Origin of the sequence: Alistipes sp. CAG:29 (assembly GCF_000435435.1) — a bacterium.
Lineage (GTDB): Bacteria > Bacteroidota > Bacteroidia > Bacteroidales > Rikenellaceae > Alistipes > Alistipes onderdonkii.
Genome location: NZ_FR893423.1, coordinates 14163 through 29260, shown reverse-complemented (window position 1 = coordinate 29260; position 15098 = coordinate 14163). Strand labels below are relative to the sequence as shown.

The window sequence follows — 15098 nt, the reverse complement described above, 5'->3', positions numbered from 1 at the left end:
CGGGCCGTTCCGGCCTCTCCCTGCCCGGGGATTCACCGCCTCTTCCTTATGCGCCGGCTTTGCGGTAGATTGTCCGCAGGCTGTGCGTCATGAAGTATTGCAGCACGCCGCGCAGGAACATGTACAGCGTGAAGGCGAGCCACAGGGCGTTGTTGCCTATGAGCGTATGCCCGATATAGAAGATGCCGAAATAGGCTGCCGTAGCCCAGAACATCGAGTTGCGCATGACGCGCGTCTGCGTGGCGCCCACCATGATGCCGTCCATGATGAAGGGCATGGCGCTGGCTACGGGGATCAGGATGATCCATACGATATACCGTCCGGCGACCTCCACGATCGTCGCGGCGTTTGCGGCCGAATCGTCGATGAACAGCCCCACCAGGTCGCGCCACCAGACGATGTAGATTCCCACGAACAGTACCGACACGGCCGTGCCCCATGCGATGCAGCGCCGCAGGCAGTCGCGCAGCGCCCTTACGTCCCGGGCGCCGATGAACCGTCCGGTCAGCGCTTCGGCGGCATATGCGAAGCCGTCGTTCATGTACGAGAAGAGCGTGAAGAGCTGCAGCAGCAGGGTGTTCACGGCCAGCAGCACCGGGTCTTCCATGCGGGCCGAAGCCCCCGTGAAGAAGGTGTAGACCGCCACGATGCAGAGCGTACGCAGCATGATGTCGCGGTTGACGATGAAGAAGGTTTTGAGCGGTTTCATGTCGAATACCTCGGCCCAGTCGATTCCCGTCAGCACCTTGCGGTAGCGCAGCATGAGCAGCAGCAGCGAAAGTCCCACGCCCGTCCACTGTGCGATCACCGAGGCGTAGGCGATGCCGACGATCCCCATGTCCATGCCGAAGGCGAACCAAAGGCTGCACAAGACATGCACCGCGTTGACCGAAATAGCCGTGAACATCGGTATCATGGCATTCTGCATACCCGTGAACCAGCCGTTGAACCCGAACAGGAGGATGCCAGCCGGTACGGCCCAGATGCGGGCGTAGAAATATTCGCGCGTCATTTCGTTGCCGTTCAGTCCCCACAGGGCCAGCTCGCCCAGCGGGTATTGCAGGGCGAGCATCAGCAATCCCATGCCTGCCGCCACGACCATCGCCCTTACGAGCATGTTGGTGCATTCGTGGAAATTCCCTGCGCCGAACGCCTGTGCCGTGAGTCCGCTGGTTCCCATGCGCACGAACGAGCAGTTCCAGTAGATGAAGTTGAAGATCGACACCCCGATGGCCAGTGCGCCGATCGTCGCCGCCGAATCCGCGCCCCAGTGCCCGGCGATGGCCGTCGACACGATTCCCATCAGCGGCACGGTGATGTTCGAAACGATATTCGGGAGCGCGATGCGCAGTATTTCGCGGTTCATGTTCATAGGTGCGGGGCGGGGATGTCCGGCAACCCCTGCCGGACGTCGTTTACGGGTGCAAAGATAAGGCAAAAGCGGCGAATTTGTAACGGCCCCTGTCTTTTATCGCCAAATCGGGTCTGCAATATGCCGTAATCCGGAAAAATGGATTACCTTTGCCCCACAAACTCATTCAAATACGTATGAAAGACAACAAAAACGACTCGACCACGGTACTTTCGCGTTTCGGACGCGACAAGCGCCAGCGTACCGTGACTGCTACGGCGGAGCGTGTCGAGCGTCGCCCGCGTTTACAGCGTGATGCTGCCGATTCGGAGCAACCGTCCAGCGAGGGGCCCCGTGAGCGGGCCTCCTACAATCCCCATTTCACGGCGGACAACCGCCCTGCATTTGACAAACCGCGCCGCCAGTTCGGCGACAAACCGGCTTACGGCGAGCGTAAGTCCGGCGATAAACCCCGTTACGAGCACCGCGACGGCGACAAACCGCGCCGCCAGTACGGCGACAAGCCTGCTTACGGCGAACGTAGTTTCGGCGATAAACCCCGCTACGAAAACCGCGACGGCGACAAACCGCGCCGCCAGTACGGCGACAAGCCCGCCTACGGCGAACGCAAGTTCGGCGACAAGCCTGCCTATGGCGAGCGCAAATTCGGCGACAAGCCCCGCTACGAGCACCGCGACGGTGACAAACCGCGCCGCCAGTATGGCGACAAGCCCGCCTACGGTGAACGCAAGTTCGGGGATAAGAAATACGGCGACCGTAAATTCGGCGACAAACCCTATAAGCCGGGGCCGAGGAAGCACGACGACAAACCGGCTTCCTACCCGAAATTCACGCCCGAAAAGCAGGTCGGCGAAATGCGCCTGAACCGTTTTCTCGCGCAGTCGGGCCTCTGCTCGCGCCGCGAGGCCGACGATTTCATCACCGCGGGCCTGGTCACGGTCAACGGCCAGATCGTCACCCAGCTGGGCACCAAGGTGCTTCCCACCGACGAGGTGAAATTCAACGACAGCCGCGTGCAGGGCGAGAAGAAGGTCTACCTCGTGCTCAACAAGCCCAAGGGTTATGTCACGTCGCTCGACGACCCCCATGCCGGCAAGACCGTCATGGATCTGGTCGAAGGTGCCTGCACGGAGCGCATCTACCCCGTAGGCCGTCTGGACAAGAACAGCCTCGGGTTGCTGCTTTTCACCAACGACGGCGACCTTACGAAGCAGCTCACGCACCCCTCGTACCTGAAAAAGAAAATCTACCAGGTGACGCTCGACAAGCCCCTGGCGCGTGCCGATATGGATCGCATCGCCGAGGGCATCACGCTCGAAGACGGCGAAATCTTCGCCGACGAAATTTCCTATGTCAAGGAGAACAAACAGGAGATCGGCATCGAGATACACTCCGGCCGCAACCGTATCGTGCGCCGTATTTTCGAATTCCTGGGTTACACGGTCACCAAGCTCGACCGTGTCTACTACGCCGGCCTGACCAAGAAGAACCTCAAGCGCGGAGCCTGGCGTTTCCTCTCCCGCGAGGAGGTCGAACGGCTCAAGTCCGGCCAGTACGAATAAGTCCCTGCATCCGGTCTTTGTCCGGAGGGATAAGAGGGTACAATCAGAAGGAGGCTCCTGTCGAGGGAGCCTCCTTCTGTTTTAACAGCAATAATCCCGGCATATCCGGGTGGTTGCGGGATGTCCCCGCATTCCTGTGGTATGGCGGCGATTCCGGTGCGCCCGGAAAACCACGGCACCCACGCGGCGGAAGCGTATGGTGACGGGCCGTGCCTGTTGCCGCCGTACCTGTTGCCGCTATGCCAGCTGCACCCGTCGGCCGCTGTCTCCCGGCTGCTATCTCCCGGCTGCTGTCTTCCGGCTGCTGTCTTTCTGCTGCTGTCTTCAGGCCGCCATGCTGCCGGGCAAATACTGCCTGCCCGCCTTGTCAGTGCGTCGCCTTGTACCAGCCTGTGTCCCGGATATTGTTCACCACGATCCCGCTCGTGCTCGGCGCGCTGGTCGAAATGCCCGAATAGGTCGTGATCGGCCGCTTGCCGCCCGAATAGAAATACTCCGTATGCAGCCGGTAGCGTTCGGGGACGGTGCGTGCGAGCTGTTCGTCGAATTCCTTTAGCAGGGCGGTGTCGTCGCACAGTTGGTAGACGTAATCCGCCAGGTCGTAGAACCGCGTCGGGGCATAGAGGTACTCGTATTGCTGCAACGGTTTCTCCGGGTCGGGGATGTACGCGGGCGATGCATTGTTGATGAGGCGCATGACTTCTGCCATCTGTTCCACCTGGTCGCATACCGTCACGGCGATCGCCCCGCAGTTATAGTTCGGGGGCTCGTATTGCTCGTAGAATTCGTAGAAACTCCGGCATACGCCGTCCAGGTCGTATCCCGTGCCGCCGTCGGTGAACAGGTAGGGCATCACCAGGTCGTAAGGATAACCGTAGGCCATCACCTCGCAGGGCGAGGCGATCAGGTGCCTGGTGATTTTGCGCAGGTCGTACGCCACCTCGATCGACGACATGAAACAGTCGTCGAAGAGGATGTATTCGAACCGGATTCCTGCGGCCGTTATCGCCTCGGCGAAGGTCGTCGTGTTGGTACACCGCGAACCGCCGTCGCCGAACCAGCGGGTGAACTGCCCGTCGGGCGAAACGTATTCCCAGTGCCATTTCTCGGGGACGGTTGTCGCCGTCGGTTCCGTGCCGGCCTTCGCGTCGGCAGCGCTCCGGCCCGAGCCCGATGCGGGGATCCACGCCATGCCGTGCGACCCGATCGTGATGCCATAGCGTTCGGCGGGTGCGGTCTGCTTGATGTAGTCGAAAATCCCGGTGATGGTCTCGGCCTGCGTCACGTTGAGGTCTTCGTACGTGCGCAGTTCCGTTTCGCGGCACTCTCCGTTGTCGTAGTACAGCTCACTGAGCGTACCTTTCGTCGTGCTCGTTTGTAGGAACAGCAGCAGGCGGCTGTCATGCAGGATGTTTCCTGCCACGGCTTTCTTCACGTCCTCGATGTTCTGGAGGAAATGCGTGTACAGGTTCCCCGACCACGGCAGGTACATGACGACCGTCTGGGGTGCGACGGTCGGGCTCTGCACTACGGTGACCGTGGCCTCGGCCCTTCCCGACGACAGGCGCAGCGCCATGCTGCCCAGCGCCTTGCGCCGGGGCGTCGTATTGTCGTCCTGCGCCCTCACCGTTACCGTCGTCTCCCCGCGGCCGCCTTGGGTAGGGGAGACGTCGAAGCCGCTTCCCGTGGTGGTGAGCGACCACGCTTCGGTCGACGACACCGTGAATGCCGCCTCCGAACCCGCCGTGCTGCGCAATACCACTTCGTCCTGCGTCGTGGTCAGCCCTGCGCGTTCCTCTGTTTTTTCGCACCCGGCGAGCAGCGTCACTGCCAGCAGCAGGCTCAGCGTGCGCCGGATTATTTGTAGGTACGGGGTTTTAGGTTGTTGAATTGCCATGTGCGGTCACGTTTATAGGTATATCCTTCGGGCTTGTTCCAGTATACGCGGCCGAAGTCGTAATAGAGCCCTTTGCGTTTCTTGTCGCCGACCATCCGGGGCGCCGTGAAGGGGATGAATTCCACCGTACGGCTGATGATGCGGCTCTTGCCGTAGGTGTAACCCTCCGATGCCATCACGTCGAGCGCATGGTCGAACATCAGGATATGGCGCGGGGTCTTCTGCGTGAGGGCATCCCCCGAATCCTCGATCGCGCGGAGCACCCCCTTCACCTTGTTGTAATACATCTTCTCCTGCAGCTTGTTGCCCAGCGCCCCGTGGGCATAGGCCATCAGGTTCAGGATCTTGGGGCTGAACGGGTCGCGGGCGAGCGCATCTTCGCCCACGTAGAGCATCGCGTCGAGCGTTTCGGCCAGCGGGTTGTCGGGGTCGAGCCCCGATGCCAACATCAGCAGCTTGTCCAGGTCGGGGTTCGCCTCCATCGGTTTGTAGCTCTCCTGGTGGGCGTAGCCGTAGTAGAGGTAGTGGTAATCCTCGTCGGTGAGCGTCTCGTCGCCCGCGTTGTAGCGCATCATCAGCGAAGTGTAGTAGAACGGCGAATCGGGGTCGGACGTCTTGGCGACGATGTCCTCCTCGACGGGGACTTTCGCCGCGGCCAGCGCCGGGAGCAGGAGCAATGTCAGCAGTAAATTTTTCATATCCGTGTTTTGTCCGTATTTTAGGCACTAACGCTCAAATCAGCGCAAATCGTATTCCGCGATCAGTTTGCGGAACTTTTCGCGCAGCGCCCCCGAACCTTCGACGAGCGGCAGCCGCATCGTCGGGCCGATTATGCCCATTTCGGCCAGTGCGCACTTCACCCCAACGGGGTTGCCCTCTTCGAACAGGGCGTGCACCGCTTCGGCGAGGCATTCGTATGCCTTTTCCGCACGGTCGAACTCCCCGGCCTTGGCGTAGTTCACACACTCCATGAACCGCTTGGGAAAAGCGTTCGCGGCCACCGAGATCACGCCGTCGCCGCCGCGGCGCATCAGCTCGAGCGTCATGCCGTCGTCGCCCGACAGCACGATGAACCCTTCGGGGCGCCGGTCGAGGATGTGCTGCATCTGTTCGATGTCGCCCGATGCCTCCTTGATGCCGATCACGTTCTTCATCCCGCGAGCCAGCCGCAGCGTCGTCTCGGCCGTCATGTTGACGCCCGAGCGTCCCGGGATGTTGTAGAGGATCACCGGCAGCGGCGAGTGCTCCGATACGGTGCGGAAATGCTGGTAGAGCCCCTCTTGCGAGGGCTTGTTGTAGTAGGGCGTAACGCTCAGGATGGCGTCGGCGCCCCGCAGGTCGAATTCGCGCAGCTGATCCAGTACCTCCGACGTCGAGTTGCCGCCGCAGCCCATCACCAGCGGTACGCGCCCCGCGATGTGGTTGGTGATGAACATGGCTATCACGGCGCGCTCGGGCATGTAGAGCGTCGGCGTCTCGGCCGTGGTGCCCAGCGCCACGATGTAGTCCACGCCGCCTTCGATCACATAGTCGATCATGCGTGCCAGCGCCTGATAGTCGACTTTTCCTTCGGGTGTAAAGGGGGTTATCATGGCGGCCCCCACGCCGCAGAGCTTGTGTCGTATCATATGATTCTGTTTGGCATTATGTAGTTTTTTATGCGTATTCCTTTTCCGCGGGGCTCAGAACAACTCGCCTTGTTGGACGGGTTCGCCGTCCCCGCTTTCCGTCGCGGCCGGGGCGCCATTGTTCCTACCTCTGGTATTTGCCGTTGTTGCGCTGTCGGCTTCCGTCCCGTTTGCCGCCGGGGCTTCCTGCCCGCCGACCATGGCGATGAACTCCTCTTCGGAAATGATCTTCACGCCCAGCTTCTCGGCTTTCCTGAGCTTCGCCGGGCCCATGTTGTCGCCCGCCACGATGTAATCGACGTTGGCCGATACGGCCGCGAGGTTCCTGCCCCCGTGCATTTCGATCAGCTCCTTCATTTCGTCGCGGCTGCGCGAGAACTTGCCCGACACCACGAAACTGCGGCCTGCGAGCGACTCCGACGCCAGCTCCCGCGCCTCCTCCTCGAACTTCAGCCCCGCGGCACGCAGGCGGCGGATGATGGCGTGGTTCTGCTCGTCGGCGAAATACTCGATGATCGCGTCGGCGATGCGCCCGCCCACCTCGTCGGCCTGGGTCAGCTCCTCGCGCGTGGCCCGCATCACGGCGTCGAGCGAGCGGAAATGCTCCGCGAGGTATTTGGCCGTCGTCTCGCCCACGAAGCGGATGCCGAGTCCGAACAGCACGCGGCGGAAGGGCACCTCGACCGATCCGCGGATGCTGCGTATGATGTTGTCGGCCGACTTCTCGCCCAGCCGCGGCAATTCCGCCAGCTGTCCGGCCTTCAGGTCGTAGAGGTCGGCCACGTCGTGCACCAGCCCGTTTTCATAGAGCAGTTCCACGGTCTCCTCGCCCAGCCCTTCGATGTCCATCGCCTTGCGGCGGATGAAATGGATGATGCGGCCGACGATCTGCGGCGGGCATCCCCCCTGGTTGGGGCAGTAGTGCTTCGCCTCGCCCTCGTAGCGCACCAGCGGAGTGCCGCATTCGGGGCATACGGTGATGTATTCGAACGGTTTGCTGTCCGCAGGCCGCTGCGAGAGGTCTACCCCCGTGATCTTGGGGATGATCTCGCCGCCCTTCTCGACGTATACCATGTCGCCCGGGCGGATGTCCAGCAGGGCCATCTGCTCGGCGTTGTGCAGCGTCGCACGCCGCACGGTCGTCCCGGCCAGCAGCACCGGTTCGAGGTTCGCCACAGGCGTTATGGCCCCCGTGCGTCCCACCTGGAACGACACGCTGTCCAGCCGCGTGAGCGCCTGCTCGGCCTTGAACTTGTAGGCCACGGCCCATTTCGGGGCCTTGGCCGTGAATCCCAGCTGCCGCCTTACGGCGAAGTCGTTGACCTTGATCACCACGCCGTCGGTCGGGAAGGGCAGGGCATGGCGCCCCTCGTCCCAATGCGCGATGTAGGCGTCGATCTGCTCCGCAGTGCGGCATATGCGCGCCGCGTCCGAGACTTTGAATCCCCACTCGCGGGCTTTCTGCAGGCTTTCCCAGTGGTTCGTGAAGGGCAGGTCGTCGCCCGCCAACTGGTAGAGCGTGCAGTCCAGGCCGCGGCGTGCGACCACCGACGACGCCTGCTGCTTGAGCGTCCCCGCCGCGGCGTTGCGCGGGTTTGCGAAGAGCGTCTCCCCGGCCGCCTCGCGCTCGGCGTTGATTTTGTCGAACGAGGCGTAGGGCATCAGGATCTCGCCCCGTATTTCGAAGTAGGGCGGCCAGTCGTCGCCCCTCAGGCGCAGGGGAACCGTGCGCACCGTACGTACGTTGGCCGTCACGTCGTCGCCCTGCGTGCCGTCGCCGCGCGTCACGGCACGCAGCAGCCGCCCGTCCTCGTAGGTGAGCGATATGGCCGTGCCGTCGAATTTCAGTTCGCAGACGAACTCCGTTGGCCCTGCCTCCTTTTCGATGCGGGCGATGAATTCATGCAGTTCGTCGAGCGAATAGGTGTTGCCGAGCGAAAGCATCGGGAACCGGTGCTTTACGCTCCGGAACTCCGACGTGATGTCGCTCCCGACACGCACCGAGGGCGAATTGGGGTCGGACAGTTCGGGGTGCGCCCGTTCCAGATCCTGCAATTCGCGCATCATCGTGTCGAATTCGAAGTCGGAGATCTCAGGGGCGTTTTCGACGTAATATCTGAAGTTATGGTACTCGAGCTGCCGCCGCAGCTCTTCGACTCTCTCGCGTATCATAATATAAGTATAACCTGCGTAAAGGTACGTATTTTGTTTATAACATCCTGCAAATTCAAAAAAAATGCAAAAAAAAATTACGGATGTGGTGCGATATGTAAATTTTGCTTATAATTGCAGAAAATTTCCAAGCATTACTATGGCTAAACAGAATACGACGAAGAAACATATCGTAACGAGCTTTCACAACTTGACTCCCGAACTGCAGGATGCCGTAAAGGAAAAATACCCGCTGGGGTTCACCGAAGCGATGATGCGCGTGGACAAACCCAACGGCGATTTTTTCTATGCCGTGCCGTTCGATACCGACGAGATCGCCTATATGGTGAAGATCGACGTGAAGATCGACGACAATGCGCAGGAGGAGGACGACAAGGATTACTACGACGACGAAATCAAGGGCGCCGACGAAATCCAGGACGACGCCAATTCCGACGACGGCGGCGGCGACTCCGACGACGACGTGAATATCTGATCCGGCCATGCTGCGCTTTATCCCTGTTCTCGCTCTGTTGCTGTTCACGGCCTGCGGCCTTGCTGAGAACGAGCAGGATGATAAGAACAAGCGTATTTATATCACCTTCGCAGATCCCGCCTTCGAACGATTCTGTCTCGGAATGTTCGATTTGGATCACGACGGACGCATTTCGCGCTACGAGGCGCAGCGCGTCCTGGTGATGGATTGCTCCGGCCGCAACATCTCCGCGATGTGGGAGATCGGCGAGTTTTCCCGCCTGCGCGAGCTCGATTGCAGCGGCAATAATCTCACGCGGCTCGACCTGCGCAAATGCCCCGACCTGCAAAAGCTCGATTGCGGCGACAACGAAATCACGTCGCTCGACATCGACGGCCTGCGCGGGCTTACGCAGTTGGACTGTGCCGAAAACCTGCTCGCACGCCTCGACCTGAAATCCAACTCTTCCCTGCGCTCGCTCGATTGCCGCGGCAACCTGCTGGTGACGCTCGACCTGACCCCCTGCTCGGGGCAGTTGCAGGCCGACACGCGCGACAATCCTTTCCTTACGACCGTCTATTGCCTCGCTTCGCAGGGCGTCGACCGCAACGGGCCGACCGAGGTGGTCGTCCGCTGACCGCCCCCCCCCGCATCGTTTTCCGCTGACTGCCCGCGTCGCTTCCCGTCACCTGCCCGCATCGCTTCCTGTCGGTTGCTGCGTTGTTTGCTGCTGCCCCCCCCCGGCACTGTCATTTGCCTTCCGCAGCGGGTTTGCGGCACGCTTATTTCTGATACATTGTTGAAAAGTCGCCGCCGCGGGTTGGGTATTTCGGATAATAATTCTTACCTTTGGGTGCAAAAAATGTCTTTTGCGCCATAAATATTACCGGATACAATGAAAAAAGTTGACGTTATCCTCGGCCTGCAATGGGGTGACGAGGGCAAGGGAAAAGTTGTGGATGTGCTGACGCCTGGCTACCAGGTCGTAGCCCGCTTCCAGGGCGGCCCCAATGCCGGTCATACATTGGAATTCAACGGCGAGAAATACGTGCTCCGCTCGATCCCTTCGGGCATATTCCAGGGCGGTAAGACCAATATCATCGGTAACGGTGTGGTGATCGACGCCGTCCTTTTCCGTGAAGAGGCCGAAGCGCTCGCGGCCAGCGGCCACGACCTCACCAAGCAGCTCTGCATTTCGAAGAAGGCCCACCTCATCCTGCCCACGCACCGCATCCTCGACGCTGCGTACGAGGCGGCCAAGGGCAGCGCCAGGATCGGCACCACCGGCAAGGGCATCGGCCCGACCTATACCGACAAGGTCAGCCGCAACGGCATGCGCGTGGGCGATGTGCTGAGCGCCGATTTCGAAAAGATATACGCCCGCGCCAAGGCTCGCCACGAGAAGATCCTGCGCAGCCTGGCCTGCGAGTACGACATCACCGAGTTGGAACAGAAGTGGTTTGCGGCGGTCGAGTACCTGCGTCGTTTCAACATCATCGACAGCGAGTATTTCGTCAACGAGTGCCTCGCCGCGGACAAGAGCATCCTGGCCGAAGGCGCGCAGGGGACGCTGCTCGACGTGGATTTCGGTTCCTATCCGTTCGTCACCTCGTCGAATACCGTCTGCGCCGGCGCCTGCATCGGGCTGGGCATCGCCCCGAACCGCATCGGCGAGGTCTACGGTATCTTCAAGGCCTACTGCACACGCGTCGGCAGCGGCCCGTTCCCCACGGAGCTGTTCGACGAAACGGGTGCCCGGCTGCGCGACATCGGTCATGAGTACGGAGCCGTCACGGGGCGCGAGCGCCGTTGCGGATGGCTCGACATGGTGGCGCTCAGGTATTCGATCATGATTAACGGCGTGACGCAGCTCATCATGATGAAGTCCGACGTCATGAACGATTTCGAGACCATCCGCGTCGCCACCGAATACGAGATCGGCGGCAAACGTACGTCGTATTTCCCCTATGAGGTTGGCGACGACCTGAAACCCGTCTACCGCGAGTTCCCGGGGTGGAAATGCGACCTGCGCGCCTTCACCCGCTACGAGGACTTCCCCGCGGAATTCAAGGCCTATGTCGAGTTCATCGAACGCGAGACGGGTGTTCCGGTGAAGATCATCTCCGTCGGCCCCGACCGCGGCGAAACCATCGTAAGATAGCTATTAACCATAAATACCTACTATGAAAAAACAGCTGAAAATTGTTGTATTGGCAAAGCAGGTGCCCGATACCCGCAACGTGGGTAAGGATGCGATGACCCCCGAAGGGACGGTCAACCGTGCGGCGCTGCCGGCCATCTTCAATCCCGAAGATCTCAATGCGCTCGAAATGGCGCTCGCGCTTAAAGACCGCACCGACGCTTCGACGGTTCATATCCTGACGATGGGGCCCCAGCGTGCCGCCGACATCATCCGCGACGCGATGTTCCGCGGCGCCGACGGCGGTTACCTGCTCTCCGGCCGCGAATTCGCCGGTTCGGACACGCTCGCCACGTCGTACGCCTTGTCGTGCGCCCTGAAAAAGATCCGCCCCGACATCATTTTCGCCGGCCGCCAGGCCATCGACGGCGATACGGCGCAGGTCGGCCCCCAGGTGGCTGAGAAACTCGGCCTGCCGCAGGTTACTTATGCCGAAGAGATCCTCGACATCAAGGACAGCACGCTGGTTATCCGGCGCCGCCTGAACTGCGGTACCGAAACCGTCGAGTGCCCCGTCCCGGCTGTCATTACGGTCAATGCCTCGGCTCCCGAGTGCCGTCCGCGCAACGCCAAGCGCGTGATGACCTACAAATTCGCCCTCTCGGGGTCTGAAATCGCCGCGGCGCCCGAATCGGAAGCCGCACGGCGCGCCGCCGCCAAGCCCTACCTGCAGATCGTCGAGTGGGCTGCCGCCGACGTCGATCCCGACCCGCAGCAGCTCGGCCTTCAGGGTTCGCCCACGAAGGTCAAGAAGATCGAGAACGTGGTTTTCCAGGCCAAGGAGGCCAAGAAGCTCACTGCTGCCGACGAGGATATCAATTCACTGATGGTCGAACTTATCGCGAGCCACACGCTCGGTTAATACGTGCATAGGAGATGAACAACATATTCGTATATATCGAGAACGAGGGCGGCAAGGCCGCCGAGGTGTGCCTCGAACTGATGACCAAGGGCCGCGAACTGGCCACGACGCTGGGCGTGAAACTCGAAGCCGTGGTGCTGGGCGAGAACCTCGCCGGCATCGAGCACGAGCTCGCCAAATACGGCGCCGATACCGTATGGATCGCCGACGACAAGGTGTTCGCACCGTTCCGTACGCTGCCCCATACGGCCGTCATGTGCGGCCTGATCGAGCAGGAGAAACCCCAGATCGTGCTGTTCGGCGCGACGTGCAACGGCCGCGATTTCGCGCCGCGCGTGTCGTCGGCGCTTTACAGCGGCCTTACGGCCGACTGTACGCAGCTGGTGATCGGCGACCACAAAGACGCCAAGAGCGGCAGGGAGTACAAAGACCTGCTCTACCAGATCCGCCCCGCCTTCGGCGGCAACATCATCGCCACGATCGTCAACCCCGACAACCGTCCGCAGATGGCCACCGTCCGCGAAGGCGTTATGCGCCGCGAATATGCCGCCAAGCCGGGTGCCGGCGAGGTGAAGAAGATCCAGTGGCAGAAATTCGTGAAGGACGCAGACCTCGCGGTGAAGATCATCGACCGTGAGATTGCCGAGAGCAAGATCGACATCAAGGGTGCCGGCGTCATCGTCGCGGGCGGTTACGGCATGGGGTCGAAGGAGAATTTCGACCTGGTGTTCGAGCTGGCCGACGTGCTGGGTGCCGAGGTGGGCGCGAGCCGCGCAGCCGTCGACGCCGGGTTCGCAGACCATGCGCGCCAGGTAGGGCAGACCGGTGTGACGGTACGCCCCAAACTCTACATCGCCTGCGGTATCTCGGGGCAGATCCAGCATACGGCCGGCATGGACGGCTCGGCCATGGTCATTTCGATCAACACCGACCCCGAAGCCCCGATCAACAAGATTGCCGACTACGCCATCACGGGCGACGTCAACGAGGTGATCCCCAAGATGATTAAGTACTACAAACAAAATTCGAAGTAATGGCTAATTTCTTTTCAGACAATAAGGATTTGCAGTTCCACCTCCAGCATCCGATGATGCGCAAGATCGTGGAGCTGAAAGAGCGCGGCTTCGCCGAGAAAGACCTCTACGATTTCGCGCCGCAGGATTTCGAAGACGCCATGGACTCCTACCGCCGCGTGCTGGAGATCGCCGGTGAAGTCTGCGGCGAGGTCATCGCTCCGAATGCCGAGGGCGTGGATCACGAAGGCCCCCGCGTCGTGAACGACCACGTGGAGTACGCTGCGGGCACGGTTCAGAACATGAAGGCCATCGTCGACGCGGGCCTGAGCGGCCTTACGCTGCCCCGCAAGTACGACGGCCTGAATTTCCCGCTGGTCTGCTTCGTGATGGCCAACGAGATGGTTGCCCGCGCCGATGCCGGCTTCGAGAACATCTGGGGTTTGCAGGACTGTGCAGAGACGCTCAACGAGTTCGCCTCGGAGGAGCTCAAGGCCAAATACCTGCCGTGGGTTTCCGCGGGCGCTACCTGCGCCATGGATCTCACCGAACCGGATGCGGGTTCCGACCTGGGCGCCGTGATGCTCAAGGCTACGTGGTCCGAGGAGAAGCAGACCTGGCTGCTGAACGGCGTCAAGCGCTTCATCACCAACGGCGACGGCGACGTTTCGCTCGTGCTGGCGCGTACTGAAGAGGGTACCACCGACGCCCGCGGGCTGTCGATGCTCGTCTATGACAAGCGCGACGGCGGCGTGAAGGTACGCCGTATCGAGAACAAAATGGGTATCAAGGGCTCTCCGACGTGCGAGCTGGTCTTCACCAACGCCCCCGCGCAGCTGGTCGGCGACCGCAAGATGGGCCTTATCAAATACGTGATGTCGCTGATGAACGCCGCCCGCCTGGGTATCGGTGCGCAGTCGGTGGGCTTGTGTGAAGCCGCCTACCGCGAGGCGCTGAAATACGCCCAGGAGCGCGAGCAGTTCGGCAAGCCGATCATCCGCTTCGCGGCCGTTGCGGAGATGCTCTCCAACATGAAGGCCAAGTTGCAGGGTGTCCGTGCGCTGTTGTACGAGACGACGCGCTTCGTCGAGGTCTACAAGCAGTACGGCCATATCGCGCACGAGCGTCCGCTCGAAGGTGATGAGCGTCAGGAGATGAAGTTCTACAACCGCCTGGCCGACGGCTTCACGCCGCTCGTCAAGCTCTTCTCGTCGGAGTACGCCAACCAGCAGGCCTACGACGCCATCCAGATCCACGGCGGCTCGGGCTTCATGAAGGACTATCCCTGCGAGCGCCTCTACCGCGACGCACGTATCATGAATATCTACGAGGGTACTTCGCAGCTGCAGGTCGTGGCGGCGATCAACGCCGTGACCAAGGGCACCTTCATGGAGCAGATCGAGCGTTACGCTGCCGCCGAATACAACCAGCCCATGCAGCCCGTCGTTGCGAAGCTGAAGGAGCTGACCGCGAAGTTCTCGGAAATGACCGCCCATGTCGAAGCCGGGGACAAGGAACTTTGCGGCTTCAAGGATTTCCACGCACGCCGTCTGGTCGAGACCGCCGGCCATATCATCATCACCTACCTGCTGGCCCGTCAGGCCGGCGATTCGGAGGAGTATGCCGATTCGGCGAAAATCTTCTGCAAACTTGCCGAGGGTAAGATCTCGGAGGCCTATACCTACGTCATGAACTCCACGCTCGAAGACGTCGCGCTGTTCCGCGCCGTTGCCGAAGAGGCGGAGTAAGGTGCCGTATTTCAGTATGTAAAAAGGTTCCGCAAAAGCGGAACCTTTTTTTTTGTACGTTGTCCGTTGCCGATTGTTGCCGCCGGTTCTTGATTGCTGTTTATCTGTTTTTCGGTTATCTGTTTGCCGGTTATTTGTTTGCCGCTTATCGGGTTTGCCCCGGCGATAGCCGCCGCCGAAGCCCCCGAGG

Annotated in this window: 12 protein-coding genes; 7 read left to right on the top strand and 5 right to left on the bottom strand. The window is 61.0% G+C overall.

The window, feature by feature from the left end; translation table 11 throughout:
* Positions 1-46: 46 nt before the first annotated feature.
* Positions 47-1372 (bottom strand): MATE family efflux transporter, encoded by a 1326-nt coding sequence (locus QVP03_RS03300; protein ID WP_018697284.1) that lies wholly within the window; start codon positions 1370-1372, stop codon positions 47-49.
* A gap of 176 nt (positions 1373-1548) precedes the next feature.
* Here QVP03_RS03300 and QVP03_RS03295 point away from each other — a divergent pair, with 176 nt between their 5' ends.
* Positions 1549-2934 carry a pseudouridine synthase gene (locus QVP03_RS03295; protein ID WP_022332186.1) on the top strand — a complete coding sequence of 462 codons (1386 nt, stop codon included), beginning with the start codon at positions 1549-1551 and terminating at the stop codon, positions 2932-2934.
* Positions 2935-3301: 367 nt separating this feature from the next.
* Here QVP03_RS03295 and QVP03_RS03290 read toward each other — a convergent pair whose 3' ends face one another.
* The 4 genes from QVP03_RS03290 to ligA are packed head-to-tail and all read right to left on the bottom strand — an operon-like array spanning position 3302 to position 8631.
* Positions 3302-4831, bottom strand: coding sequence for a clostripain-related cysteine peptidase (locus QVP03_RS03290; RefSeq protein ID WP_022332185.1), 1530 nt, complete (start codon positions 4829-4831; stop codon positions 3302-3304).
* A complete protein-coding gene (locus tag QVP03_RS03285; RefSeq protein WP_018697281.1) occupies positions 4792-5529 on the bottom strand; it encodes a DUF4919 domain-containing protein in 738 nt (245 codons plus the stop codon). Before QVP03_RS03285 ends, QVP03_RS03290 begins: the two co-directional genes overlap by 40 nt.
* 39 nt (positions 5530-5568) lie before the next feature.
* The gene (gene dapA, locus QVP03_RS03280) at positions 5569-6459 is read right to left on the bottom strand and encodes a 4-hydroxy-tetrahydrodipicolinate synthase (RefSeq protein ID WP_018697280.1); all 891 of its coding nucleotides are present in this window, start codon (positions 6457-6459) and stop codon (positions 5569-5571) included.
* Between the two features lie 54 nt (positions 6460-6513).
* Positions 6514-8631 carry an NAD-dependent DNA ligase LigA gene (gene ligA / locus QVP03_RS03275; protein ID WP_022332184.1) on the bottom strand — a complete coding sequence of 706 codons (2118 nt, stop codon included), beginning with the start codon at positions 8629-8631 and terminating at the stop codon, positions 6514-6516.
* Positions 8632-8770: 139 nt separating this feature from the next.
* On the opposite strand from ligA, the gene QVP03_RS03270 reads away from it, so the two are divergent.
* The 6 genes from QVP03_RS03270 to QVP03_RS03245 all read left to right on the top strand — a co-directional run bounded on the left by QVP03_RS03270 (position 8771) and on the right by QVP03_RS03245 (position 14908).
* Positions 8771-9106, top strand: a complete 336-nt coding sequence (locus QVP03_RS03270) for a hypothetical protein (protein WP_018697278.1) — start codon at positions 8771-8773, stop codon at positions 9104-9106.
* A gap of 7 nt (positions 9107-9113) precedes the next feature.
* On the top strand, positions 9114-9722 hold the full coding sequence (locus tag QVP03_RS03265; protein ID WP_022332183.1) for a leucine-rich repeat domain-containing protein: 609 nt from the start codon (positions 9114-9116) through the stop codon (positions 9720-9722).
* 258 nt (positions 9723-9980) lie between these two features.
* On the top strand, positions 9981-11246 hold the full coding sequence (locus QVP03_RS03260; RefSeq protein ID WP_022332182.1) for an adenylosuccinate synthase: 1266 nt from the start codon (positions 9981-9983) through the stop codon (positions 11244-11246).
* Between the two features lie 22 nt (positions 11247-11268).
* Positions 11269-12147 (top strand): electron transfer flavoprotein subunit beta/FixA family protein, encoded by an 879-nt coding sequence (locus tag QVP03_RS03255; protein WP_022332181.1) that lies wholly within the window; start codon positions 11269-11271, stop codon positions 12145-12147.
* A gap of 14 nt (positions 12148-12161) precedes the next feature.
* Positions 12162-13181, top strand: coding sequence for an electron transfer flavoprotein subunit alpha/FixB family protein (locus QVP03_RS03250; RefSeq protein ID WP_022332180.1), 1020 nt, complete (start codon positions 12162-12164; stop codon positions 13179-13181).
* Positions 13181-14908, top strand: coding sequence for an acyl-CoA dehydrogenase family protein (locus QVP03_RS03245; protein WP_022332179.1), 1728 nt, complete (start codon positions 13181-13183; stop codon positions 14906-14908). The genes QVP03_RS03250 and QVP03_RS03245 overlap by 1 nt, the downstream gene beginning before the upstream one ends.
* Positions 14909-15098: the final 190 nt, after the last annotated feature.

Excerpts from the sequence above, each read along its gene's own strand:
- QVP03_RS03300 (WP_018697284.1), bottom strand. The coding sequence starts at position 1,372 with ATGAACATGAACCGCGAAATACTGCGCATCGCGCTCCCGAATATCGTT.
- QVP03_RS03295 (WP_022332186.1), top strand. The coding sequence starts at position 1,549 with ATGAAAGACAACAAAAACGACTCGACCACGGTACTTTCGCGTTTCGGA.
- QVP03_RS03290 (WP_022332185.1), bottom strand. The coding sequence starts at position 4,831 with ATGGCAATTCAACAACCTAAAACCCCGTACCTACAAATAATCCGGCGC.
- QVP03_RS03285 (WP_018697281.1), bottom strand. The coding sequence starts at position 5,529 with ATGAAAAATTTACTGCTGACATTGCTCCTGCTCCCGGCGCTGGCCGCG.
- dapA (WP_018697280.1), bottom strand. The coding sequence starts at position 6,459 with ATGATACGACACAAGCTCTGCGGCGTGGGGGCCGCCATGATAACCCCC.
- ligA (WP_022332184.1), bottom strand. The coding sequence starts at position 8,631 with ATGATACGCGAGAGAGTCGAAGAGCTGCGGCGGCAGCTCGAGTACCAT.
- QVP03_RS03270 (WP_018697278.1), top strand. The coding sequence starts at position 8,771 with ATGGCTAAACAGAATACGACGAAGAAACATATCGTAACGAGCTTTCAC.
- QVP03_RS03265 (WP_022332183.1), top strand. The coding sequence starts at position 9,114 with ATGCTGCGCTTTATCCCTGTTCTCGCTCTGTTGCTGTTCACGGCCTGC.
- QVP03_RS03260 (WP_022332182.1), top strand. The coding sequence starts at position 9,981 with ATGAAAAAAGTTGACGTTATCCTCGGCCTGCAATGGGGTGACGAGGGC.
- QVP03_RS03255 (WP_022332181.1), top strand. The coding sequence starts at position 11,269 with ATGAAAAAACAGCTGAAAATTGTTGTATTGGCAAAGCAGGTGCCCGAT.
- QVP03_RS03250 (WP_022332180.1), top strand. The coding sequence starts at position 12,162 with ATGAACAACATATTCGTATATATCGAGAACGAGGGCGGCAAGGCCGCC.
- QVP03_RS03245 (WP_022332179.1), top strand. The coding sequence starts at position 13,181 with ATGGCTAATTTCTTTTCAGACAATAAGGATTTGCAGTTCCACCTCCAG.